The 21600-nt window shown below is 39.7% G+C and carries 29 protein-coding genes and 1 pseudogene; 4 read left to right on the forward strand and 26 right to left on the reverse strand.

Annotated elements, in window-relative coordinates; all coding sequences use genetic code 11:
• Positions 1 to 85: 85 nt before the first annotated feature.
• The 22 genes from MKP07_RS03615 to MKP07_RS03715 all read right to left on the reverse strand — a co-directional run bounded on the left by MKP07_RS03615 (position 86) and on the right by MKP07_RS03715 (position 14273).
• Entirely contained in the window at positions 86 to 673 is a 588-nt protein-coding gene (locus MKP07_RS03615) for an NAD(P)H-dependent oxidoreductase (protein ID WP_317235937.1), read from the reverse strand.
• A 76-nt stretch (positions 674 to 749) separates the two neighbouring features.
• Entirely contained in the window at positions 750 to 974 is a 225-nt protein-coding gene (locus MKP07_RS37620; RefSeq protein ID WP_262919139.1) for a VOC family protein, read from the reverse strand.
• The gene (locus tag MKP07_RS37625; protein WP_262919140.1) at positions 974 to 1138 is read right to left on the reverse strand and encodes a VOC family protein; all 165 of its coding nucleotides are present in this window, start codon (positions 1136 to 1138) and stop codon (positions 974 to 976) included. Before MKP07_RS37625 ends, MKP07_RS37620 begins: the two co-directional genes overlap by 1 nt.
• Before the next feature lie 394 nt (positions 1139 to 1532).
• Positions 1533 to 2429, reverse strand: coding sequence for a hypothetical protein (locus MKP07_RS03625; RefSeq protein WP_240845044.1), 897 nt, complete (start codon positions 2427 to 2429; stop codon positions 1533 to 1535).
• Entirely contained in the window at positions 2417 to 2581 is a 165-nt protein-coding gene (locus tag MKP07_RS03630) for a hypothetical protein (RefSeq protein ID WP_240845045.1), read from the reverse strand. The genes MKP07_RS03625 and MKP07_RS03630 overlap by 13 nt, the downstream gene beginning before the upstream one ends.
• A 75-nt stretch (positions 2582 to 2656) precedes the next feature.
• Complete coding sequence (locus MKP07_RS03635) at positions 2657 to 3229, reverse strand: hypothetical protein (RefSeq protein ID WP_240845046.1); 573 nt, start codon at positions 3227 to 3229, stop codon at positions 2657 to 2659.
• 50 nt (positions 3230 to 3279) lie between these two features.
• Positions 3280 to 3990 (reverse strand): SMI1/KNR4 family protein, encoded by a 711-nt coding sequence (locus tag MKP07_RS03640; RefSeq protein ID WP_394803623.1) that lies wholly within the window; start codon positions 3988 to 3990, stop codon positions 3280 to 3282.
• 42 nt (positions 3991 to 4032) lie between these two features.
• Complete coding sequence (locus tag MKP07_RS03645; RefSeq protein WP_240845048.1) at positions 4033 to 4872, reverse strand: VanW family protein; 840 nt, start codon at positions 4870 to 4872, stop codon at positions 4033 to 4035.
• 108 nt (positions 4873 to 4980) lie between these two features.
• A complete protein-coding gene (locus tag MKP07_RS03650) occupies positions 4981 to 5400 on the reverse strand; it encodes a GDYXXLXY domain-containing protein (RefSeq protein WP_240845049.1) in 420 nt (139 codons plus the stop codon).
• Positions 5387 to 6268, reverse strand: a complete 882-nt coding sequence (locus MKP07_RS03655; protein WP_240845050.1) for a DUF4401 domain-containing protein — start codon at positions 6266 to 6268, stop codon at positions 5387 to 5389. The genes MKP07_RS03650 and MKP07_RS03655 overlap by 14 nt, the downstream gene beginning before the upstream one ends.
• Positions 6262 to 6459 (reverse strand): hypothetical protein, encoded by a 198-nt coding sequence (locus MKP07_RS03660; RefSeq protein WP_240845051.1) that lies wholly within the window; start codon positions 6457 to 6459, stop codon positions 6262 to 6264. The genes MKP07_RS03655 and MKP07_RS03660 overlap by 7 nt, the downstream gene beginning before the upstream one ends.
• Positions 6449 to 7453 (reverse strand): DUF2157 domain-containing protein, encoded by a 1005-nt coding sequence (locus tag MKP07_RS03665; RefSeq protein WP_240845052.1) that lies wholly within the window; start codon positions 7451 to 7453, stop codon positions 6449 to 6451. Before MKP07_RS03665 ends, MKP07_RS03660 begins: the two co-directional genes overlap by 11 nt.
• Before the next feature lie 203 nt (positions 7454 to 7656).
• Positions 7657 to 8502, reverse strand: a complete 846-nt coding sequence (locus MKP07_RS03670; protein WP_240845053.1) for a rhomboid family protein — start codon at positions 8500 to 8502, stop codon at positions 7657 to 7659.
• A gap of 55 nt (positions 8503 to 8557) precedes the next feature.
• Positions 8558 to 8980, reverse strand: a complete 423-nt coding sequence (locus MKP07_RS03675) for an RDD family protein (RefSeq protein ID WP_240845054.1) — start codon at positions 8978 to 8980, stop codon at positions 8558 to 8560.
• A 228-nt stretch (positions 8981 to 9208) separates the two neighbouring features.
• Positions 9209 to 10222, reverse strand: coding sequence for an XAC2610-related protein (locus tag MKP07_RS03680; RefSeq protein ID WP_240845055.1), 1014 nt, complete (start codon positions 10220 to 10222; stop codon positions 9209 to 9211).
• 339 nt (positions 10223 to 10561) lie between these two features.
• Positions 10562 to 11164 carry a tetratricopeptide repeat protein gene (locus tag MKP07_RS03685; protein WP_240845056.1) on the reverse strand — a complete coding sequence of 201 codons (603 nt, stop codon included), beginning with the start codon at positions 11162 to 11164 and terminating at the stop codon, positions 10562 to 10564.
• A gap of 42 nt (positions 11165 to 11206) precedes the next feature.
• Complete coding sequence (locus MKP07_RS03690) at positions 11207 to 12328, reverse strand: hypothetical protein (protein ID WP_240845057.1); 1122 nt, start codon at positions 12326 to 12328, stop codon at positions 11207 to 11209.
• 218 nt (positions 12329 to 12546) lie between these two features.
• Positions 12547 to 12699, reverse strand: a complete 153-nt coding sequence (locus tag MKP07_RS03695; RefSeq protein WP_240845058.1) for a hypothetical protein — start codon at positions 12697 to 12699, stop codon at positions 12547 to 12549.
• Between the two features lie 42 nt (positions 12700 to 12741).
• Positions 12742 to 13269, reverse strand: a complete 528-nt coding sequence (locus MKP07_RS03700; RefSeq protein ID WP_240845059.1) for a zeta toxin family protein — start codon at positions 13267 to 13269, stop codon at positions 12742 to 12744.
• Between the two features lie 112 nt (positions 13270 to 13381).
• Positions 13382 to 13669, reverse strand: a complete 288-nt coding sequence (locus MKP07_RS03705) for a hypothetical protein (protein WP_240845060.1) — start codon at positions 13667 to 13669, stop codon at positions 13382 to 13384.
• Between the two features lie 131 nt (positions 13670 to 13800).
• The gene (locus MKP07_RS03710) at positions 13801 to 13959 is read right to left on the reverse strand and encodes a hypothetical protein (protein WP_240845061.1); all 159 of its coding nucleotides are present in this window, start codon (positions 13957 to 13959) and stop codon (positions 13801 to 13803) included.
• 98 nt (positions 13960 to 14057) lie between these two features.
• Positions 14058 to 14273, reverse strand: coding sequence for a helix-turn-helix domain-containing protein (locus tag MKP07_RS03715; RefSeq protein ID WP_240845062.1), 216 nt, complete (start codon positions 14271 to 14273; stop codon positions 14058 to 14060).
• Positions 14274 to 14671: 398 nt separating this feature from the next.
• Between MKP07_RS03715 and MKP07_RS03720 the strand changes: the two genes are divergently transcribed.
• The 4 genes and pseudogenes from MKP07_RS03720 to MKP07_RS42060 form a co-directional block, all read left to right on the forward strand.
• Positions 14672 to 15136 carry a hypothetical protein gene (locus tag MKP07_RS03720; RefSeq protein ID WP_240845063.1) on the forward strand — a complete coding sequence of 155 codons (465 nt, stop codon included), beginning with the start codon at positions 14672 to 14674 and terminating at the stop codon, positions 15134 to 15136.
• Between the two features lie 10 nt (positions 15137 to 15146).
• Positions 15147 to 15677 carry a hypothetical protein gene (locus MKP07_RS03725; RefSeq protein WP_240845064.1) on the forward strand — a complete coding sequence of 177 codons (531 nt, stop codon included), beginning with the start codon at positions 15147 to 15149 and terminating at the stop codon, positions 15675 to 15677.
• A gap of 98 nt (positions 15678 to 15775) precedes the next feature.
• Positions 15776 to 16312 (forward strand): DUF2059 domain-containing protein, encoded by a 537-nt coding sequence (locus tag MKP07_RS03730; protein WP_240845065.1) that lies wholly within the window; start codon positions 15776 to 15778, stop codon positions 16310 to 16312.
• 118 nt (positions 16313 to 16430) lie between these two features.
• Positions 16431 to 16586, forward strand: a pseudogene (locus MKP07_RS42060) (hypothetical protein); the annotation flags it as partial.
• 47 nt (positions 16587 to 16633) lie between these two features.
• Here the strand turns inward: MKP07_RS42060 and MKP07_RS03735 are convergent.
• The 4 genes from MKP07_RS03735 to MKP07_RS03750 form a co-directional block, all read right to left on the reverse strand.
• Complete coding sequence (locus tag MKP07_RS03735) at positions 16634 to 16900, reverse strand: hypothetical protein (protein ID WP_240845066.1); 267 nt, start codon at positions 16898 to 16900, stop codon at positions 16634 to 16636.
• Between the two features lie 211 nt (positions 16901 to 17111).
• Positions 17112 to 17801, reverse strand: coding sequence for a DUF4062 domain-containing protein (locus tag MKP07_RS03740; protein ID WP_240845067.1), 690 nt, complete (start codon positions 17799 to 17801; stop codon positions 17112 to 17114).
• 86 nt (positions 17802 to 17887) lie between these two features.
• Positions 17888 to 19564, reverse strand: a complete 1677-nt coding sequence (locus MKP07_RS03745; protein ID WP_240845068.1) for a ribonucleoside-diphosphate reductase subunit alpha — start codon at positions 19562 to 19564, stop codon at positions 17888 to 17890.
• Positions 19565 to 19911: 347 nt separating this feature from the next.
• Complete coding sequence (locus MKP07_RS03750) at positions 19912 to 20658, reverse strand: ribonucleotide-diphosphate reductase subunit beta (protein ID WP_240845069.1); 747 nt, start codon at positions 20656 to 20658, stop codon at positions 19912 to 19914.
• Positions 20659 to 21600: the final 942 nt, after the last annotated feature.

Here is a 21600-nt window from a genome sequence, read left to right on the forward strand (position 1 = left end):
GATACTGTTTGCAGGGAATAAACAAATGGCAATTGTTTCATGTTGGCTATATATTATACACCAGGATTCACCCAACCAAAGCGAACTATTTTAAACGGGTACCCATTTCCCTTACCGTTTGCAACCATTGTGAGCGCTTTTCTTCAGTAGCTGTTTTCACAATGCCAATATAGCTTACTTTAACCGGACTGATCCCACAGAACTGCAATACCGATTTCCGCAACTGGTTCACACTCGGCCTGCCGAAAGCCAGCCTGTAATAAATACCCGGTTGATCTAATGTAGTAATGATATGTGCTGTTTTGCCCTTGAGCAGCTTGTCCCACCACACCGATCCTTCGCGGTACTTAAAGGCATACCCAGGCAGAAAAACCCGGTCGATAAAGCCCTTGGTAATTGCAGGCAACCCGCCCCACCAAACAGGATGTACCCACACCAGGTGATCAGCCCATTGAATGCTTTCCCAGGCTAAGGCTAAGTCCGGCTCCCAATCCATTCGTTTACGATAACCATACTGCAGGTTAGGGTTGAATTGAAGATCAGCAATAGCCAGTTCCCTAACTGCTGCACCCGATTGAACGGCACCTTCTTTATAGGCAGCAGCCAGTGCGAAGCATAATGACTCTTTATTAGGATGACCATTAATGATCAGTATTTTTTGGACATATTCCAGGCTTTTCCGGGAAGACGGATCAACCGGCGATTTATTTTAAATTTTGCTGAATAGGTCAGAAAAAAAGGAGTAGTTATCATTCTGTTATTTCAACCAGGTTGCCTTCCGTGTCCAGTACTACACTTTCATAGTAGCCATCGCCTGTTGTTCGGGGCTCTCCTGCTATAGTAAAACCGTCTTCTCTTAATCGTTGAGTAAGCAGGTCTACCATTTCCTTAGAGCCTACTGAAATAGCCAGGTGTGCAATACCTGTGATCAATCCTCGCTGGCTTGTTTGAGACACAATATCCGGGCGATGCATTATTTCAATGCGGGCACCCCCTCTTTAAAAGAAAGAAAATAAGAAGTGAAATTTTTTATAGGGTTATGATAACGATCACTGGCTATCATATCAAAATAAGTACAATAAAAATCTTTTACTTTTTCAAGATCTGCTACCCAAAAGGCAGTGTGTTCAATTTTCATGGCCTAAAAATAGCCGGTTTGATTGATTCGCTTTTGTTAAAACGGCAAAACCTAATGAAGAGGATTGTTAACGGAGTGGAATTGACATGTCGCCGCTACGCGGCTAAGTACATTTGGGGTATGATTGTTATTGATATCGCACCGCTACGCGGTGCAGAAGATTGCATTTCAATAACTCCAGCTCGAAGAAAACGGCGTAAAGTTACTGTATCCCATAGCTGTATAATAACATATCGCCGCTACGCGGCTGAGTACATATAAGGCACGACTGTTATTACTGATATTGCACAGTTACGCGGCGCATATAAAGGAAGCATTCCAATAACTTTGGTTGAAGAACCAGCTTAGTGTATTCCATCGCTATTTAAGAGTAACCAACTGAAAACAACAAAAATCACTTCATCTTTTCCAGCCACTGATTCAACTCATCTTCACTCAACCAATTTTCAATATTGATGGATGCAGGCAATGTAGAAAAACTACGCTGCACATATAAGCCTCTTTGATACGAAGGCTCTTTTAAAAGGATCACCCTGCGGCCATCCAGCTGCTCAATATCTGCTGGATTCCCTTCGCTCCATATCCAGTGATCGCTATCACTGTTGCCAGTTTCCTTATGCGATGCCGAAAGTACGGGCCAGGTACACATATCCCATCTGCCTGCAACTGATGCTTCTCCGTCCTGGGGACCCGTGCCATTTACTACCGCAGTAAGCTCTGCATCGATGGTATCTCCCAGTTGGGGTATACTCATTAATAACAACTGTAATTGAAAATTATCGGCAATACCACTGATAGTCCCTGTAAAAGCTTTTTTCTGAGACAGTTCAACCACGAGTACCGGTTCGTTGAAAAGCACACTGAACAAAATGCTCAGCCAGCTGCAGGCATTGCTTACCTGAATATAAGGTTGCACCCGCTCGTACAATAAATTTTTGCCTGTATTAAAAAGCCCCTGATCGCTGCTGTAAGCAGACACCAGGCAGGGATAAATTTTCTCTAACCAATCGTCAGCCTCAATTTGTTCGGGATGTTCTGTTGCCGCAGCCTCCCGCATCTTATCCACTGCTTCATAAGGGTCTTCGTCCTCATCATCCGTAGTTTCCATAACACTTACAGATGTCTTCAATAATGGCTCAGCTATACCCAGCTTTTTAATAGCGAGCCGTTCCAGTTCATTTATAAAATATTTCCCTTTGTATCCTTTCTCTACCAGGTAGCCACATAGCATAATGGCATGTATAGCATTCACTTTCTTTGCTGTTTCAAATATACCAGCTAAAGATTGCATGGCTGCAGCCACTTCTTCGGGCTTTGCCGCTGGTAGCCGGTCAAAAAAAGATTGATGGCTTCTTTTACATCGTTATTATTGGTGGTGGCAGATGCAAGTACATCCGCTAGCGATTGCGCAGCCTGGGAAAAAGTTCGCTTTTGAGACGTCATGGAATGTTTTATATGAGTTAACAGTAAATGTAACTAAAGTGATTGTACAATAAACATGATGAAATATATTCTTTTTCATAATATCCAATTTCTCTCAACCAGATACGATTTGCATTTTTCACAAAATCCTGTTTCCTCATTTAACGGATTGCCCCCGTCAGCATTTCGCATGTAACAGGTTTTCAGCTGGCAATGCGGCAGTCCGGATGCATGCCCTAATTCATGAACAGCTACTTTATATAATTGCTCTTGTACCTGCGTTTTTGAGAGCCTGAAAGTTGAGACTACAGAAGAGCGCCCGGGCCGGTAGCTTAGTCCCATCACACCCCAATCGATAATATCATTTTTACCAACGCTAATGTCCTTATCGGTCACACCGAGCACTGTTACTTTTTGGTCCGGCTCGTTTGTTAACAAAAAGCTCAATAGAGAGTCTGCCCGGTATCTTTGTCGTGGCGGATAAAAAGCAGACTGAGGCAAATCGATTTCCTTACTAATTTTGACGGTACGAAAATGCTTCCTCAATTGCTTCGAAACATTATCTACCTGATTTTGAGAAATCCCCGAGAATGGCTGTATCACCAGGGTTTTGGCAATAGAAGGCGCTGCTTTCTCTTTTTCCACGCAGCTCGTTAATAACAAAGTCATTGCTGTAAATAAGATAAGTGTCCTTTTTATTGTGGATTGATATATTGCCATTATTTCGTAGGATTGGTCAATGCCTGTTCTAATAAACCATTAATGTAATTCATAATTTCTACTGCCCTCTCTTTAACCGAAGTTTGATACTTTACCCTAATGGAGCTACCTGAAAGACAATCAAAATACACCCATCCCCCGATCTTCCGCATGATATATTTCGGCTGAGTAGCAGCATTTAAGACTTTATCTGGCTGATACTTTTCTAAAAAACCTTCATGTATTTGCCGAATGATTTGAAGATTCATTATCATATCTCTGCCGACACTAATGTTCTTTTGCTCCCATTCAAAATAAGGGTCAAAATAAAGATTGTCTACAAAATCATATTGCCGCTCATAAAAACTTAGAACTGATGACAAATCCGGGAACTTAAGTGGGCTCTCAGCATGCCTGGGTAACATCAGGAAAGGTGTTGAGATATTGTCGATTATTGCTACTATGTCCCCGTCAATGGATCGGGCAATAGTAAGCCCATTTAATGCCTGCTCTTCTTCATCATTTTCCCATTGCCAAAAATCCATATAGTCTGCAAAATTGTTCCGGATAAAATAGGGATCAGGCTCCTCAACCATTAATAGCTCATTGATGGAGCCAAAACCTAATTGCTGCAAAAAGGACCTATAATCTGCAGGTATAGGAAAGCTTACTAATTGCTCTATTTGTTCGAGTTGCTTATCGGAAAGCGGTTGTAGCTTCCTATAGCAAATACATTTCCGTTCATAGAATTTATTCGATGAAGTTGAGTGAAGTTATTGATCTGGTGTGTCGCCCTTTTCTTCAATATAATTTTCAGGAATATAAGTTACCCTGGCAAAATTTTTTGTTATGAGCTCGGTTGCTATAACCTGGCCACTTTTAAACTTCAATATTTTATCCCGCCAGATCTCGTTTTTGCGGTAAAACTGCCCGTCTATTTTTAAAAATTGGTGATCCTTTTCTATGACATGATACGCATAGTCTAATTCAGCATCAATCCGGAGTTCCCCTTCCAGGCATTTATCTGTAAACCACAAATTGATCTGAAAAGTATGATCGGTATTATTAGTGAATTGATAATCGCGATAGTTATAAAAAACGGTAGCCCCGCTGCCGAAAGGTAAAACCCGCCCATCATCAGGAAAAGGATCAAAGGAATGATGATAACGCTCCGTAACTGTCAACGGGCTATGGATCACCAACCAGTGGATAAGGTTGGATATCTGGCAAATACCCCCACCAATGCCTGCCCGCGCTTCGCCAAAGGACAACTCCATTCCCAATAAATATCCCTTTCGCCTGGTAGGCAAACCCACTAATTTACAAAAGGAAAAAGTTTCGCCCGGCCTTATCAGGATGCCATCAATGCGCTTTGCTGCAATTTTCAAATTAGTTACTTTATTTACCTGCAACTGCCTGTCGCTGTCGCCCAGCTTTTTTAAAAGAACGGACTGATGTTTTTTTATTCTAAAAGGAAGTTTTTCAGTTGAATGTTTATGAGTATATTTTTTATGGTCGGAATACCATTGGCTATAACGCCTCAACCGCCTGGCCCAAACGGCCAGGAAGTATAATATGGGATGTCGCTGACTAATTAATTTCCTTTTTGTCACAGTAATATTGCATTAACAGGCTCATGAATCCTGGCTCACCTTACTCAATTTTCTTCCGCTGCTCATCATACAAGCCTACCAGCAGGCTATTGCCATTCCTGTCTACCCTTATCCCCCATATCGGGCGCTATCATATTTTTCGGCCTGCCCTTCTTCAAAAAAGAAAGATTCAGCTCCAATATTTACATTCCAGTAATCCGGCGCCGTATAACCGATAAGATACTCCCCTTTATGTAATGGAATTACATTTTTCTGAAACCGCACCCGGTTGGCAACACCATCAGCATCCAACCGCACTACACAATAACCACGCTTCGGCATGCTGTCGGCATTGAGGTTTTCAGAAATAGCATATCGTAATGTCATGTAATCGCCCTGCATTAAAGAGCGCGGATCAACGGGCGCCAATGCTAACAAAACCAGTTGTCCATCTTTTAATAACTTTTCCTTCTTTACAACTGAATAATTAATATATACCAGCAGCAAAGCGAGGTTTACCAATATAATGATCCATTTAAATTTTTTCATTCGTTATCCATTTCTTATGGGTGAACAGGTAGATGATAATAAAAAGAATACCCGACGAAAACAACAGTATCGACTTGGTGAGCAGCGTAATATTAAGGTCGTAATAAAACCGCGAAATAAAATAGATAAATGCCATAATGCCCAGCACCAACCCTGTTTTATCGTTTATAAAAAAGCTTAATAAAATGATCAGAATAGCACCGGAGATAGCGGGTGAAGAAACCGTAGGCAACAAAACCAAAACCGTAAAAACCCCAATTAAAATTTTATGCTGCAGGTTAAAGATATTGAGCACTTTGAATAGAGTAGTGACCACATATACAACCGCTGCTATAATTATGATAGCAGACAGCCAACTGTAATAGAAGTAAACGGGAACGAAACCGCCTTCACCCGCCAACACCAACCCCGCAAGAAAAGAGAAAACAAGCCCCGTTCTTATTGGATTATAGAGTTTGGGCAATATTTTACCACTGGTAATAATGGTGGCTTCATTCAAAAAGAAATAAGTCATTGCCAATGCCATTATCGCTACATATACATTAAGCAGATAATGCTGATGATTGGTCAGGATAAGGGTTAAGATACTTCCACTGATGATCAATACACATACAAAAGACGGTATATGGGTTTGAACAAAAACCAGTGCACAAAATGCGATAATGATGAAAAGCGTGAAAATGATATTCGCATCTACATGCATTCTATCCAACCCCAGCCCCATTAAGGTAAATCCAATAATAAAGAACGACACACTGATGGTATCCACTATTATGGTGTCCGCCTTTTTACTCAACAAAGCAGATCCGGCGGTAGCAGCTATCCCTAAAAGCAATAAGCCCATTTCAGAGTCGTACAGGCCTACCAAAAAAGAAACCCGATAAATGCCAGGCTTGCCAGTATACCACCTACCACAGACAATATTTTTACAGCAATGGACTGATGGCCGTGATCATTCTTTTGATAGGTAGCGGCAATAGCGTCCACATCATATTGAACGTTGTCATCTCCGTTAGCCATCTGTGTTAATAATGCTTCTATATGCTCCTTAGTTTTCATTTTCATTTTTTTCATGTTGATCTGCTAAAACTTTGTGAGATGTTTCAATAGCCCATTGCCGCTGCAGAGAAAGGAGCCCCCTTATTACCAGTGTTACACTGCCAATAATAAACATACAGACAAACAGGAGCATGGAACCATCGTCTGAGGTTTTGAGTAGTAAAGCAGATAATATGATGATGCTACTGAGAGGAATGATGGAGAGATAAACCAGTTTCCTGGCTTTTAATCCATACAGTATACCGGCCGCAAAAGCTATTATGGTGAATAAAACCAGGAAAGGAAAAGAACCAGCGTTTCCTTCAAAAACGCCTATTACCATGCCGATGGTGGCATAGGTTAACGAAGCCAATGCTATGGTGTTTAAAAACCAGCCAGGTGTATGCAAATCTTTTTTATACTTATACAGTAGGATGAAACCCAATAGCACCAGGGTATTCACAACAAAGAGCAGGGTGAAAATAAAAATCTCGTCCCAGTCTTTCGCCACTTGCTGGGTATATAATATGATGGTGGTGTTAACCAACAAAAGGTACAGCAGCCACAGCGGCGCAAAGTTCGACACTACCGTCCACAGGGTTATAAACACTACCCAGGCTAAAAAGAAATCATAGGCATTGGCTCCTGTTTGGTACACCTGTCCGAATACCGCAAACAATACACCTACCAAAGCGGCTGCACCGGTCAGTATAATATTCCTGGTATTCGTGTTGAGTTTAGGCAGAAATATTAAACCAGTCGTTACCAGGATCAGGGCCTCCACTAATCCTATTTTGGCAAACTTGTGCAGGCTGGCCCAATTATACGCAAAAAAGAAAATCACCCCGGCTACTGTAAACCCAACGCCCAGTGTTATAAAAAACAACTGCAAAAACTTTTGCCATGCTTCTTTATTATTATAAATATTAGCTTCTAATATACCCGCGACTCTCTTTTTGCCCAGGTTACTATGCCGGCTAACAATATGTACATCTTCCCGTTCTATATGGTTCATATACAAATATGTTTAAAATTCAGGACAACGCTTGTCTTAATGCCATGAATGCCCGCCTGAACGGAGGGGCAGGCACAAATGATTAACAATATCCCTGATTAGCTGTCTAAATTATAGGGATCGCAGGTATGATAGTTTTGATATTTGTCAAAAAATGCCAGAGAGACATTCGGATAAATTTGAATTGACTGCTAAAATCTCTTTCAACCACCTTTTTGAGCATACTGTCTGAGTTTTTCCTTCTCTCTGGCGCTCAAACTATTCATCCCTTTCTTATTTATCTTGTCCAAAATGGCATCGATCTCCTTTTGTGCATTATTCCTTTCCTCATTATACCGGTGATCGATCGAATAATAATTTTTATGACTTCTGAAATAAAAGTTGTCGACCCATAAAATATGTGGCCTTGTAACGATCAGGTAAATAAACGCAATTGTTGGAACCGCAATAATTAAAATAGTCGTATAATTTTCCAACAAAGCAGAAGGTACCATTATCAAAGCTACCAGCATTCCTATTAGGGCTCCTCCCAAATGCGCTTCATGCCCGATATTACCCTTGCTGGATTTAACTCCATAAATAGAGAATAATACATATACAATCCCATACAACCAGGCCGGAATTGAAACCGGAATGCCCCAGAAACCGATACTCATTCCAGGAAATAAAGCAATAGACGCGAAGATGATACCGCAGATAGCGCCCGATGCGCCTACAGCGCTATAGTCTCCATGATTTTTATGCACCAACAGGGAGAACAGCCCGCCGCCGATCAGGCTCGCAAAATAAACAATCAAAAAATTTACCCCTCCAAGGCTGCCTTCAATAAGCCCGCTAAAAGCATAAAGACTTAGCATATTAAATATAAGATGCGTCCAGCCCAGATGCAGGAAGCCCGAAGTAATAAAGCGTTTATAATCTTTATTAATAAGGATCTTATCGACTTCAAATTTATAGCCGTTAAAAAATAGCTCGTTATTAAACCCTTTGTAGGAGAAGGCGATGTTTACAATAATGAGTATTAGTCCTATAATTCCTGTGTCCGTCATTTGTAGGGTTGTTTAACTTCCATTAGTTGGGAATGATAATAACCTGGTACCATTATTACAATTTAATCATCACACTCCCTGCTACCATATCGTGTATCGCTCTTCGTTTTTTCGTAAAAAATATAGCGAGAAAAGAAATACCACCCAGGGCCAGCTTAAACACGTAGCGCAAAAGTGCCTGTAAAAAGTTGATCTTTTTATCACTATTATCAAATTGCCGCACCCTGATGCCTTTTATATAATTACCTACAGTAAAACCCAGGGTGGTGCATAGTGGTTCATACACCACCACTAAACCTACAAATAATCCAATTCTTACCCAATCAGGCACACGTTCGTACCTGTCTAATACCATAGCGATAACAAACATGGAAATAACAATAAGAGCAGCGTCAATAGCGGTTGATTGGATACGTTCTGTTAATAAGGGGTAATTTTCAGGTGATTCGTTACTTATAGGTTCTTTTACTTCTTCCATAGCAGTTTTTTGATTTTTCGGTTAACAGAATTGATTGTTTGCAAAAATAGGAAAGAGCATACAAAAATGAATAAGCCGTTCATTCTGGTGATAACTGTTACTATTATTCGTCATTTCGATGAGGTTTTCCTTAAAACCGAAGAGAAATTTGCCCAAAAAGCGAAGACCTCTCACTCCACTTTGCTTCGTTCGACGTGACGATTCTATTTCATCATTATCTTAATAACGTTAATACACATTATCCAACTTCACCTTTGTCAGTTTTTTCAAACTGCCTTTTTGTGTTTTAGTATCACCCTGCCAATGATAGGTTTTACTATTTATTTTGGTAATGATGCCAACTTTCCCCGCCTCCTCATATACCCGGTATACGGCACTCTCGTTTGTAAAATTAACCGCAAGATGCCCGGCACCATTTTCAAAAGTAAAATCATGGCTTTGATAAACTGCATCCAGCGGGTAAGAAAACTCTACCTCTTCATTCTTTTTTAAAACAGCATAATACAACATACGATCATTGAGATTGAAAAGCACTACCTGTTTTCCATTTTGAGGCACTTTAAAAGAGAGTATCACATCAACGCCCTCCTCACCCAGATCAATGCTCTTAGAAGTCGATGCTACCATTCTTTTGCCATTCCATTTTTCGATGGTGCTGATGTAAAAAGGTGTATGATATTCTTCTGTAACAATACTGATCTCTTTAGGTGTGTTATTTACTACGCTATATTCCGAAGACTGGTGCCAGCAGCAGCCATCCTTAGTCATGGTGTAGATCTTCTTTTCTTTTGCATCCACGCTAAACATGCCGCAGTTTTCCTGTGCCAGTTTGGTAAAAGCCTCATTGAAACGAAAACCCTCACCAACAGCCAGGTAAATACGAAACGATGGACCATGATAGCAACTGTTCTGTCCATCGCAAATAGCAAAGTCCTTTTTACCATCAAAATTATAATCTTCGTACATTATAAGGCTTTGCTCACCATAGGGCAGCGATTTTATATTAGCTTTTGCCTTGCCATCATGTAAGGAAAGCGCCAGCTCTTCTGCTGCTACTTTTATAAGCTGCTTATTAGTTTTAGTATTATAGATTGCTACCCAACCTTTACTAAACACTTCAGAAGTATCGCTGATAAAAATCTTGCCATAATAGTCTTTTGAGAAATGATCCACTTTAAAAACCGTTTGGCTCCAACAAAACGTGGAGATCAATAAAGCAGCCAGGGTAGCAATTATTTTCATATAAAATAGTTCTGTTGCAAATTTAAAGAGCCGTATCGAATTTAAGTATAGTTGTACACGACAACGCCCCTCGAAGTGAGCTTAACAATCAGAGAGCGCAGCAAATGCCACGAATACACGAATTTAAAAATCAGTGTAGTAACCGTACAATCAAGAAAAGAATATAAAATACTGGTACCCTTTGTCTTTTCTTTTTAACCCGCTCTGATTCTGATGCGATATAAAGTTGATAGGTTAAAAAATCATTTTCACCAAGTTTACAGCTTACGATCATATATTATTAAAATTCCTGTAGCTCATTATAGTTGTTGTAATGAACAATGCAGCACCGGCTTCTTTTTATTTCATCAAAATCATTTCTGCAAAATTCCTGTATTTCGAGTTAGGCTCCAGTGCGAGAAACTGTTTTACATTGGCCTTGGCGCTGTCGATATTATTTTGCTTATCATATGCTAAAGCAAGCCCCCAATAGCAGTCGGGAGATTTGGGATTCATCTTCCTGGCATAGTCGTAATGCTCTATTGCTTTTTTATAATCTTTAATGCTAAAATAGGTTGAACCTAAACCGATATAGCTGTTAAAATTTTTCCCGTTCAACTTAAGCGATTTATTGTAATTCTTAATAGCCTCTGAATAATTAGCCAGCACTAAATAAGCAGATGCCAAACCCATATAGCAATATGTCTTTAAACGCTCATCTTCTATTTTACATAAATGCTTATACACCCGGATCGCTTCTAAAGCTTTTCCTTCCTGAAGCAACTTCGACGCTTCCTGGTATTCAGCGTAGTGGGTAGAGGATTCCACTGTAACTGCTACAAGCCCGCTTTGGCCCATCTCTGTTCTTTCCCCATCTTTTTGCTTCTCTTTAGGAGCGCATGAAAAAATTGCAGTCAGAAATACGAAGGCAATTAAAGTGATAAAATTCAGCTTTGGAGTCATTACAAGTAAGTATTATTAACAGGCATTATTATTTAGCAAAATCTACTTTATACAGTTGAAGGTACTGCGCAGGCAAATGCAATGCCTGAGCTGATCTTGAAATAACACAGCTCGAACTATCTCCCCGCTTTTAATGGTAACTTTATCGCCTGACACTTTCACTTCGGAAGGTGTTTTAAATAAGAAAACATATTGCTTATCTTGATAAACACTTACGATATTTAAATCGTTTTGCTTTTCCACTTTTAAAAAATCCGGTGCGCGGCCTCCCATGGATGGAGGTATGGCATAATTGGCTGTGTTTATAACGAAACGCTTATCCTTGTTCAATGCAGTTAATGCCTTCGCTATTGGCTCATCATAATCGTACGAGCTCCCGGTTGATTTAATATTGGTGATCAGCTTCCAGTTCTTGTCATACAGGTTAAAAGCATCGCCATCTTTCACTGCTATATAATCAAAGCTCTCTTTGTAAAAATGATCCCAGGGCTTTACATCCTCCTTATATTGATATTGTTTCTCTGAAGAGTAATTAGTTGCGGCAGTATTATTATAAATACTAAACGGGAAGTCGTATTCGTTTGAACTAATCTCTTTCACCTTCACCAATTTTTTATCATTTTTAAAAACATAATAATTAGCATACTTTAAAGATTCCATCTGCGGTGCTCTGACTATTTGCGGAGGCGTCAATCCGTTTTTGTCTTTTTTAGGAGCAGGTGCAGGAGCCTGTTTTACAGGTTTGGGTACTTTTTGAAACTTTGCAACAATATAATCAGGACCCAGATTCTTAAACTCATAAAATTTTTCTTTCAGCGGAATTTGCAGCCCGGATACTTGTCCTCGCAAATACTCTTTCTTATTGTTGTTGATGAATACAAAATATTCATCCTGTATGTAAACATGATTGGGTTGAAATTCATCATATTCATTTTTACTGCCATTATATAAATGAAATACCAGGGTTTTACCCTTCTTATTTTCAAGTATGGCAAGACTATCAATAGTATTATAATCCTCCCAATCGGTGTAAATAGCATTAACTACATTATTACCTTTTAAGTCGGTAATGCCATACAAGCCGTTGTGCTGATACGTAAAATACTGTTGCTGGGCCCAACTAAATAGCGGTGCAATAAGAAGCAGGAATAATAACTTTTTCATAAGGGGTTTTGAATATTGAAATTTATTTTTTACACAGGTTATAATGTAGCTCTGGTCATAACTACCGGCAACACCAATGTCATTTAAGTAACTTGAGTACTCCTGCGCCGGTTTGCTTTTTACTTGTATATATAGGTTATTTTACTCCTTCCGCAGTACCAGCAGTTTGCATACTTCACTTCAAATACTTCAGCAATTTTACTGTGGCTGTTCAGATGTTACTGAGGTTTAATTCTTACAATTTTTTCATCCTTTATGATTACCAGTTCGCTGTTCTTTTGTTTTTTAAATTCTATAAGCTTCTGATAAGCCATTTCAAGGCCTTTTAAAATCTTTAGTTTCTCCTGCTGTTGAACTTCAATTGCCGTCATGGTAATTTTTTAAAAGATTATACTGATTCCCATTTATGATACTCAAAAGGCCATCGGTTTTTTTTCAGCAATCAAACGATGCACACCCTCTGAGTTATCAAAAATATATGCACCATCTACAATTGGCAAATATAATTCAAAAAGATTTGAGATACCTTTTAGATACCGTCGCCTGATAACATCATGGTCAATATTATGCCCTCCTTCTAAAACTCTGGTTCTTACCCGTTCTATTGCCAATTCAATAGATTGAAGCCAAAAGAACAATAATGTAACCCTATACCCTTGCTTCTTCGCCTTCATTACTGTATGTGTATAGCTCCGGGTAGAAAGCGTTGTTTCAAAAGCAAAGTTTTCATTGTTCGCTAACAGCTCTTCAATACGCTTTAACATTAACCTACCCGACTCAAACGAAACTTTTTCTGGCTGAAAAGGAGAAAGCCCCTTAGCAATTTCGTCCGCATTTACAAATTCCTTACAATCTAATATTTCAGGTAGAATAGTAAATGATGCCGTAGTTTTACCTGCACCATTACAACCTGCAATTATGTAAAGATTTTTACTCGCCATAATACAAACTTAATATCTTTTAAAATGCCTAGCGCTCATATACCCACCTCTGATATCTCTGGCAAATAGTTTTGAACCATTTAGGTATTAAGGTAGTTAAGAACCGGCAACTTTACTCAAATAACCTAATCATCTGCTCATCATTTGCATCTTTTGCTATTCTCTTACCCATTGCCCATATTTCAGCCTCCCACTTTTTCCACTTTTCAGTATTGGGGTTACTAACATGTACATAGGCATCAATATTAGTAGCTATAATTCTTATATTATATTCCACTCCATCTAAAGCAATGCCACTGTTAGCTTCAAAGAGATCAATATCAAATAAATGTTCCAAACCATCGAGCCCGTCAAGAGGTAATTTATCTATATAAACCTCATCAACGCCGTCTGGTCCCAAACTAAAAAGACCGCATATTTGTTCGTTTGGATTGGAATGTTCACGAAACTTATTTTCTTCAAACTGAATAGCGAAAAGACCGCCCCAGCCAACAAAAGAACGGGAGATGGTAACTATCCAGATGTATTTAACTAACTTTTCATTTTGCCTCCCCCATTCTCATCTCTGATCAACTGAATGCCGCTATCTAAGTCAGTGAGGCTTAATTTTGTGGCAAGCGATTTTTCAATCCTCTCAAAATATTCGAGGCTGTCTTTACGCACATTCGTTTTGTCATGTCTTCGGCTCATCTTAGTTGATATTTAAATTGCGCGCTCCCCGTTACCCTTAACTCTTTGAACCATTAAGGGATTAAGAGAACTCTTAATAATCCTTAACTCCTTAATGTTTACTTCTTCCCCGTTACCAGCAGCTCGCACACTTCTACTTCCAACACTTCAGCAATTTTAAATAAGCTCTCAACGGTAGGTTGATTATCATTGGTGCACCATTTGGAAACAGCAGCTTTACTAACACCCATTGTTTCAGCCAACCAAATATTGGTTTTCTCCTTTTCGATAAGGACAATTTTTATTCGATTGAAACGCCGTCTTTGTTTTGCCATTGGCTTGATTTGATTAAGCAAATAAGTAATAGAAAGCAACTAACGGAAAAAAGGCGAATAAGAGCTAAAAACAAAAAATAAATATAACTATAATTAATTAGTTAACTTTAAGTAAACTTTTCGTAATTTTGTTAGACTTAAATAAAGATAAAATGATTCATGTAGATACTTCTTAATGATCATCTAAATTTGCAAGCACATAAGTAATTATAGCGTGTTTGCTTTATTCTCGTTCTCCGAAACTACGACCTTCGAAACGAACCGGGAAATAAGGTAAATCGCTCACGTTTTGCGTGGGCGTTCTTATTCTGGTTCAGGGTGTCGTAGCCCTCGGAGACGGTAAGGACTAACCCACGCATTTTTTTGCGGGGTATCTTACTCACTTCAACACACCTGCAATGAACTACACCGCTATCCCACCCAACACCACTTTTAACGAAGCCGAATGGCTGCGCGTATTGTTTTTACTAAGCGATACAGAGCAATGGCTGCAACAACAGCATACCCAGCATTTTTACCAATTGCCGCTAAAGCAACATAAAAAGCTTTTGCGTAGTAGCTGGTATTTAAGCCCGGCCGCGCTGGCCCATATTATAGAGCGCCATTATTATAAAATAAGCCGCCACCCCTGCGCCGGTAAGTTTACCATTAACATACCTGAGTTGGTGGCTTATATACGCGAAGCTTTTACTGTAGCGCCCACGCCCGTACCGGATAGCGTTAACCTGCAACGCACATTAACTACGGCTACACCTATTGGCTTCGACAACCAGGGCAATACGGTAGCAGCGCTTACCATAATCAGCAATGCCGGAGGCCGCATTATTACTGCGTTTCCGGGCTTTATCTATTCACCGCTATAAATTACAACCTATGAACCAGCAACAGCTTTGCGGCTTACTCAACCGCACTACGCTCTTTTGCAAAGGCAATCCTTTAAAGGCCGATGCGTTTGCATTGATCAAAGAATTTTTTAGTTACGCTTCACCACAGGAGCATTTAAAAGCTATTGATGACTTTATTAAAGCAGCGCTACAGGAAGACAGCTACTGGCCGCATGGCAGTCCGGCTAACGGCTTGTTTTATAGCGAGCAGCTGGAGCTGTTAATAGAATCGGCTTATCTTATTAACATCAAACCTAAAAAGTATTTTTTGAAAAAACGTGCCGTTGTTAACCTACCCATAAAAGAGCTGCCTGTATTACTGTCTGCCGAAGAATACCAAAACCCGTTGCTGGTGATACAGCAGTTCTTTCAACAGTCCTTACTGTATTGGAAGCAGTTGTTATATGCCTGTACACATGGGGCGTTGTCGAATAGTTCTGTGGCGGAGGAAGTGGAGGCGGCGGAGGTGTTGGGGTTGTGTAATGAGTTGAAAAGGTTAGTATGTGCGTTGTCAGGCTGAGCTTGCCGAAGCCTCGAGCATGGGCGCCAAGGCCACGAATACACTAATGAATTACCAATAGCGACAAATAATATCGTATGTTTAATGTATATTGAATTATGAATAATCGAACTTCCTTGTTTTTTATTTTGCTATTTTTTAACACAGGCGTTTTTGCTCAAACTCAACAAGCTAAAATAAATTACATGCTGGATATATTGGGATGGACAAAAGCGATAACAGCCGAATTGAATAATTATAAAGATTACTACAGTCAGCTAGAAGTAAATATCGCAGACAAAAGAACTATAGATTCAGTAACTCAAAAATTGAGCAGTGAAGAAATAAGCACTAGATTAAGCAAAGATTTTAAACGACGTTTTACTCAAGGAGAGATTGATACACTTTATCTTTTCTTTAATTCACCAACCGGCAAAAAGTTTAAGAAAGAAGAATACCAGACTTTTGGGGAAATGAATGCTTTATTTACGGAAGAATACAAAACACTCAAAATTATTGAAGAGAGAAGCAAAGGATCAGCCTCTAAATCACCGGCTGATTTTTCTCTTGTAGACAGAGAAGATGGCATTTACGTAGTTAAACGAGGCTTATCAGAAGATCATATGAAGTATGATCTCGAAAAACGCCAGTATTAAAACTGGATATTTTTAAAGATATCAGTACTTATAGGACCTCGACCTACGATATGCAAATAAAAATCGAACTTACACAGTCCGGTCAAACTCAGTTTTACGAAATCTCAAAAAATATGTCGGGAAGCAATTAGCAATTGTTGCAAGTAAAACAATTATTGCTGCTCCGGTCGTAAATGAAGCGATCAACTCTAACGAATTGATTTTATCCGGTAGTGGAGATGTTAATGAAACAAGTGCTATTGTACAAAAGATTAAAGAAAAAATTTCTCAATAGTATCTATAATAACGTAATTAAGTTTGAAATTCTTCTCCAAGCTAGTATCATTTACTGTAATATGATTTCATTTTATCTAAAATGATGTCTAATTTCTCTTTTACGTTCCTATCTGTTTTTAAAATTAGTTGTGCATTAACTTTTCCGCTTTGACCTAACAGAAGATCTTCACAAGCTTGCATGGTCTGCTTATATATATCATAAGGATAGCCCTCAATTTGTTTACTCGGGTAATAGGCAAACTCAGCTAAAGCATTTTTCAAATCTTCAAAATCCCCCCTACAATATATGTACTTTTTGTAGCTAAAATCCAATTCAATAGTTGGTCATATAACTCAGCATACTTCATCGCCACATAATAAAGACCTTTTAAATCCGAAGGAACTCCCTCCTCTTTTAAAAACTTCGGCAACGCTATCTCGACTAAGCTTTTAAAGCCATCAAATATATTTGTAAAAGAAGATAACCGTTCTTGCCCCCAGTTAGGTACATTTTCATGATTATGAATTATATGTCTCGGCTCAATTAATATAGAATATTCAATATCATTCTTTCTAAACTCTCTTTTTCCATCTCATCTACAAATACCTGAGCAAAAAAAGCATACTCATATCCTGGATTTTTTTGAATTAGAATTTTCAACGCTCTCTCAGAAACATTAAGTTTAAAAAAATCAGGGATTTCGTCATCATATATTTGCCTAATTTTCAAACTCTCTTTAAATAAATAAGACAACTGAATTTTGAGAGTGCTTATAATTTCCTGAGCTCTTTCAAATGTAAAATTCCAAATCTTAGAGTTATTTCTTATTTCGTCAATAAACTCAAATACTTGTACATTATCTACTATACCATTAAAATTTCCATCCTTGTTGTTTTTCCAAAAATTCAATGCGATTAACACGCTTTTTTCAATAAAGCAAAATATAGGTATCCCCTTTTGCTTTGCAACCAAGAACTCGTTATTGGTAATTGACTTCCCGTTGCCAATAACGCTTCCGTATCGGCTTCCAATGATAAGTACGAGTATGTCGGCATGATCTTTTACTATTTTAATACAATTCTCCACAGTACTTAACTCGGGGGAAATAGGAAAATTCTCCGACTCCGAAAGAATAGGATTATGCCCCGAATTAGTAATAAATTCAGATATATCCGCCCGTATTTGAGCCAAGTCATAACAGGTTGAACTTACAAATATGTTGATGTTAGTCATACTTTTATAATTCTTACTGAGGTTACTTTGTTATAAAAAAGCCCGAACCACTTTGCAATGATCCGGGCTTAATCTTATTTAATTCTTTACGCTTCGCAGCTCACACAGGTAACCAAACTCGTTACCAGCTCTTTACTCACGCTTTGGCTGCGCTGGTAGTACAGGGTTTTTACACCTAGCTGCCAGGCTTCAATCATCAGCTTGTTTACATCTTTCACCGGCAGGTTGCTCGGTATGTTCAGGTTAAGGCTCTGTGCCTGGTCTACATACTGCTGGCGGATGGCGGCTTGCTGAATAATTTCCAGCTGGCTTATTTCTTTAAAGGTTTTAAATACCGATTTTTCTTCGGGCGTTAAACCCTCTACCTGCTGCACGCTACCGTGGTTGAGCATGATATTACGCCAGGTGTCTTCATTATCCAGTCCTTTATATTCCAGTAATTGTTTCAGGTATTTGTTCTGGCGCATAAAGTTACCTTTTGCCAAACCTGCTTTATAATAGTTGCTGCTGAATGGTTCAATACCTGGAGAGGTTTGTCCTAATATAGCGGAAGAAGAAGTAGTAGGCGCAATAGCCATGGTAGTGGTATTGCGGCGGCCATAGCCTTTTAATACTTCAGGCTCACCATAAATCCTTGCCAGGTCCATAGTAGCTTTATCGGCTTTCTCTTTAATGTCGGCAAATATTTTAGAAGTCAGTTGCTTTGCTCTTAACCCTTCAAACGGAATCATATTACGCTGCAGATAAGAGTGCCAGCCTAATACACCCAGACCTAAAGCACGGTGACGCTTAGCGAATTTATTGGCGCTTGCCAGGTAATGGTTGCCTTCTGTTTTATTAATGAACTCCTGCAATACCGCATCCAGGAAGAAGATCGCCAGGCGAACTGCATCTGTATCTTTCCACTCATCATACAGCTCCAGGTTCATAGAACTCAGGCAGCAGATGAACGACTCATCGTTGGTAGAGGGCAGCATGATCTCCGAGCAAAGGTTGCTGGCATTGATCATGTAGTTCAGATCTTTATATACCTGTGGTTTGTTACGGTTTACGTTATCGGTAAAGAAGATATAAGGCAATCCTTTCTGCTGGCGGCTTTCGAGCAACTTGGCCCAGATCTCACGTTTTTCTTTATCGCCGTCAACCATATCCTGCATCCAGTAGTCGGGTACGCATACGCCGGTAAACAGGTTTTGTATAGGGTGCCCAATGCTTTTGATCTGTAAAAATTCGCCGATATCCGGGTGGTCAATATCCAGGTAAGCTGCAAACGCGCCGCGACGCACACCACCCTGAGAGATGGTATCCATAGCCGTATCGAACAAACGCATAAAGCTTACCGCACCGCTACTTTTACCATTGTCGGTAACCGAGCTGCCACGGCCGCGCAGGTCGCCAAAATAAGCTGATGTACCACCGCCTATTTTTGTTTGCATGATCACTTCGCCCAGCTTATGGGTAATGCCTTCTATATGATCGGGTACGTGTACGTTAAAACAAGAAATAGGCAACCCTCTTTCGGTACCCATATTGGCCCAGATAGGCGAGCTCAGGCTCATCCAGCCACGCTCTACCATTTCCATAAACGCTTCTTTCAATTCCGGCTTATACAGGCGTTGCGCTGCTGCTGCACACACACGCTCAATAGCGCCTTCTACGGTTTCTCCCTTTAACAGGTAACCGCGATTGAGTATTTGCTCACTTTCTTCGTTCCTCCACCACATTTTCTCTGTGATGGGCGTTTTTTGTATCATTGGGTCCATTACTTCCATTTTGCTATAGGTTTTAACAGGTTTTAGTATTTATTGTTTAGGGGGCGTATTGTTAAGTTTACGGTTGATGGTTGACGGTAGCACCCGTCATCTGCCATCTATCCTCTGTCAACTAAAAAAGATCATCCGCCGTAATACTCTTATCGTGCTTGGTATAATCAACCGGGCGTTTTGCAAAGAAATCGTCCAGGCTATTGGCAAACACTTCTTCTTCAAACCAGCGCATGGGGCGATATTGCTCAGCGCTGATAAAATATTGTGATGGCAGACCAATTTTATTCAGGCTCTCATCTACACGGAACTTGATAAAGTTGCTCAGGTCTTTTTATTCAGGATGTCTACATCCCCTCTTCAAATATCCAGTCCAGTATCTGCTCTTCAATGGCAATCGACTCTTTTACCATATCGGTAATGCGCGAAAGCGTTGCTTCGTTCAACACCTCCGGATATTCTTCTTTTATTTTATTGATGAGGTAGATACCGGCATTCGCATGTATCTGCTCATCTACCGATGTCCAGGCAATAATATTACTTACATTCTTCATCCAGCCTTTAAAGCGGGTAAAGGAAAGAATAATAGCAAACTGGCTGAACAGCGATACATTTTCAATCAGGATGGTAAACAATATCAGCGCAATACTATACTCCTGCTTATCGTTCGACTTGGTATTTTTTAAAACATTAGATAAGTATTCGATACGTTCTTTAATTACCGGCACTTCTATCAGGGTTTCAAACTCATCGTTATAGCCCAGTACTTCTACCAGCCTGGAGTAAGCTTCGCTGTGACGAAACTCACATTCTGCAAAAGTGCTGCCCAATCCGTTCAGCTCAGGTTTAGGCAGGTGGTTGTACAGGTTACCCCAGAAAGATTTTACGGCCACTTCAATTTGTGCAATGGCCAGTAAAGCGCGCTTTACAGCATTCCGTTCAGCCGGTGTAAGGTGGCTATGGAAATCCTGCGTATCGGCAGTGAAATCCACTTCTGAGTGCACCCAGAACGATTTATTGATGGCGCTGGTAAACTGCAATACCTCCGGGTATTCAAAGGGCTTATAGTTTACGCGTTTGTCGAACAATCCCATGATCAAAAATTTTTAAAATAAGGTTCTATAAATTAGAAGAGAGACAAAGGGCCTTTAGTATTACCGGTTAAGTAAATGACTATCAAGCATTTCTGCCTTTCTTCTCTAAAAATATAATTTGGATTTTAACTTTCCGTTGTTAATGGCCTGGCTTACATCCGCCCCACTCATCTAACATCTTCCGGTTAAGCAATTGTTAATCACAATCCGCAAAACCGAGTACAAATTAATTCAATAAAAAACAGAAATAGTAAAGTTGTTATTCACACGATGTGCGAAACTTTGGTTGGATTTTTTGAAGGGTTGATAACCTGTTTTTTATAAATTATAGGTGCCGCCAAAATATAATTATACATTGAAATACTGATACTTATGTTGTATTGAATCGCTTAGCATACCGCGCGCAAACACAGTGCAGCAAAGGGTTTCAGGCTATTTATTCAAACGCTGTTAATACAGCCGCTGACCCTTGGTATTTAGGCTTTCAAAGTCCCTAAAACCCGCTACAGCGGCAGGTTTAATGCACATGCAGGCGTTAATAACCGGATGCACCTAAACTTCACATGTTTAAAGATGATTGGAGCATCATTATCAGCATTACATATTTATCCAGCGGGGCTTGCAATGCTTTATTATCGATAAACCGCCATTCCGTTTGGGTAAAGTACAGCTTTGTCGATTCGATCTATAGATTATAAGCTGTGTTTTATACATCGGCTGAAGTGTACCGGACCGCCGTCTGTATTAAAAACTTATCGGTTGGGGTCGTACAACCGCAATTTTGAGGTTCGGAACCACTCGGTCAGGGTTCTAAACATATCCGGCAGGGTACTAAACATATCCGGCGCGGTGTTGAATATATCTGAGGGGGCTATTTATATGTTTGAAGGGGTTGTAAACTCATTCGCTGAAGCTGTGAACCTGTCCGTTGAGGTCGTACAA

Origin of the sequence: Paraniabella hibiscisoli (assembly GCF_022512515.1) — a bacterium.
GTDB classification, from domain to species: Bacteria; Bacteroidota; Bacteroidia; order Chitinophagales; family Chitinophagaceae; genus Niabella; species Niabella hibiscisoli.

Coding starts and splice junctions, on each gene's coding strand:
- MKP07_RS03685 (WP_240845056.1), bottom strand. CDS start 11,164: ATGACTCCAAAGCTGAATTTTATCACTTTAATTGCCTTCGTATTTCTG.
- MKP07_RS03650 (WP_240845049.1), bottom strand. CDS start 5,400: ATGAAAAAATTTAAATGGATCATTATATTGGTAAACCTCGCTTTGCTG.
- MKP07_RS37620 (WP_262919139.1), bottom strand. CDS start 974: ATGCATCGCCCGGATATTGTGTCTCAAACAAGCCAGCGAGGATTGATC.
- MKP07_RS03710 (WP_240845061.1), bottom strand. CDS start 13,959: ATGAGCCGAAGACATGACAAAACGAATGTGCGTAAAGACAGCCTCGAA.
- MKP07_RS03670 (WP_240845053.1), bottom strand. CDS start 8,502: ATGACGGACACAGGAATTATAGGACTAATACTCATTATTGTAAACATC.
- MKP07_RS03740 (WP_240845067.1), bottom strand. CDS start 17,801: ATGACTAACATCAACATATTTGTAAGTTCAACCTGTTATGACTTGGCT.
- MKP07_RS03700 (WP_240845059.1), bottom strand. CDS start 13,269: ATGGCGAGTAAAAATCTTTACATAATTGCAGGTTGTAATGGTGCAGGT.
- MKP07_RS03725 (WP_240845064.1), top strand. CDS start 15,147: ATGAACCAGCAACAGCTTTGCGGCTTACTCAACCGCACTACGCTCTTT.
- MKP07_RS03635 (WP_240845046.1), bottom strand. CDS start 3,229: ATGACTTTGTTATTAACGAGCTGCGTGGAAAAAGAGAAAGCAGCGCCT.
- MKP07_RS37625 (WP_262919140.1), bottom strand. CDS start 1,138: ATGAAAATTGAACACACTGCCTTTTGGGTAGCAGATCTTGAAAAAGTA.
- MKP07_RS03720 (WP_240845063.1), top strand. CDS start 14,672: ATGAACTACACCGCTATCCCACCCAACACCACTTTTAACGAAGCCGAA.
- MKP07_RS03660 (WP_240845051.1), bottom strand. CDS start 6,459: ATGAAAACTAAGGAGCATATAGAAGCATTATTAACACAGATGGCTAAC.
- MKP07_RS03730 (WP_240845065.1), top strand. CDS start 15,776: ATGAATAATCGAACTTCCTTGTTTTTTATTTTGCTATTTTTTAACACA.
- MKP07_RS03630 (WP_240845045.1), bottom strand. CDS start 2,581: ATGACGTCTCAAAAGCGAACTTTTTCCCAGGCTGCGCAATCGCTAGCG.
- MKP07_RS03750 (WP_240845069.1), bottom strand. CDS start 20,658: ATGGGATTGTTCGACAAACGCGTAAACTATAAGCCCTTTGAATACCCG.
- MKP07_RS03680 (WP_240845055.1), bottom strand. CDS start 10,222: ATGAAAATAATTGCTACCCTGGCTGCTTTATTGATCTCCACGTTTTGT.
- MKP07_RS03715 (WP_240845062.1), bottom strand. CDS start 14,273: ATGGCAAAACAAAGACGGCGTTTCAATCGAATAAAAATTGTCCTTATC.
- MKP07_RS03695 (WP_240845058.1), bottom strand. CDS start 12,699: ATGACGGCAATTGAAGTTCAACAGCAGGAGAAACTAAAGATTTTAAAA.
- MKP07_RS03690 (WP_240845057.1), bottom strand. CDS start 12,328: ATGAAAAAGTTATTATTCCTGCTTCTTATTGCACCGCTATTTAGTTGG.
- MKP07_RS03745 (WP_240845068.1), bottom strand. CDS start 19,564: ATGGACCCAATGATACAAAAAACGCCCATCACAGAGAAAATGTGGTGG.
- MKP07_RS03665 (WP_240845052.1), bottom strand. CDS start 7,453: ATGAACCATATAGAACGGGAAGATGTACATATTGTTAGCCGGCATAGT.
- MKP07_RS03675 (WP_240845054.1), bottom strand. CDS start 8,980: ATGGAAGAAGTAAAAGAACCTATAAGTAACGAATCACCTGAAAATTAC.
- MKP07_RS03625 (WP_240845044.1), bottom strand. CDS start 2,429: ATGCAATCTTTAGCTGGTATATTTGAAACAGCAAAGAAAGTGAATGCT.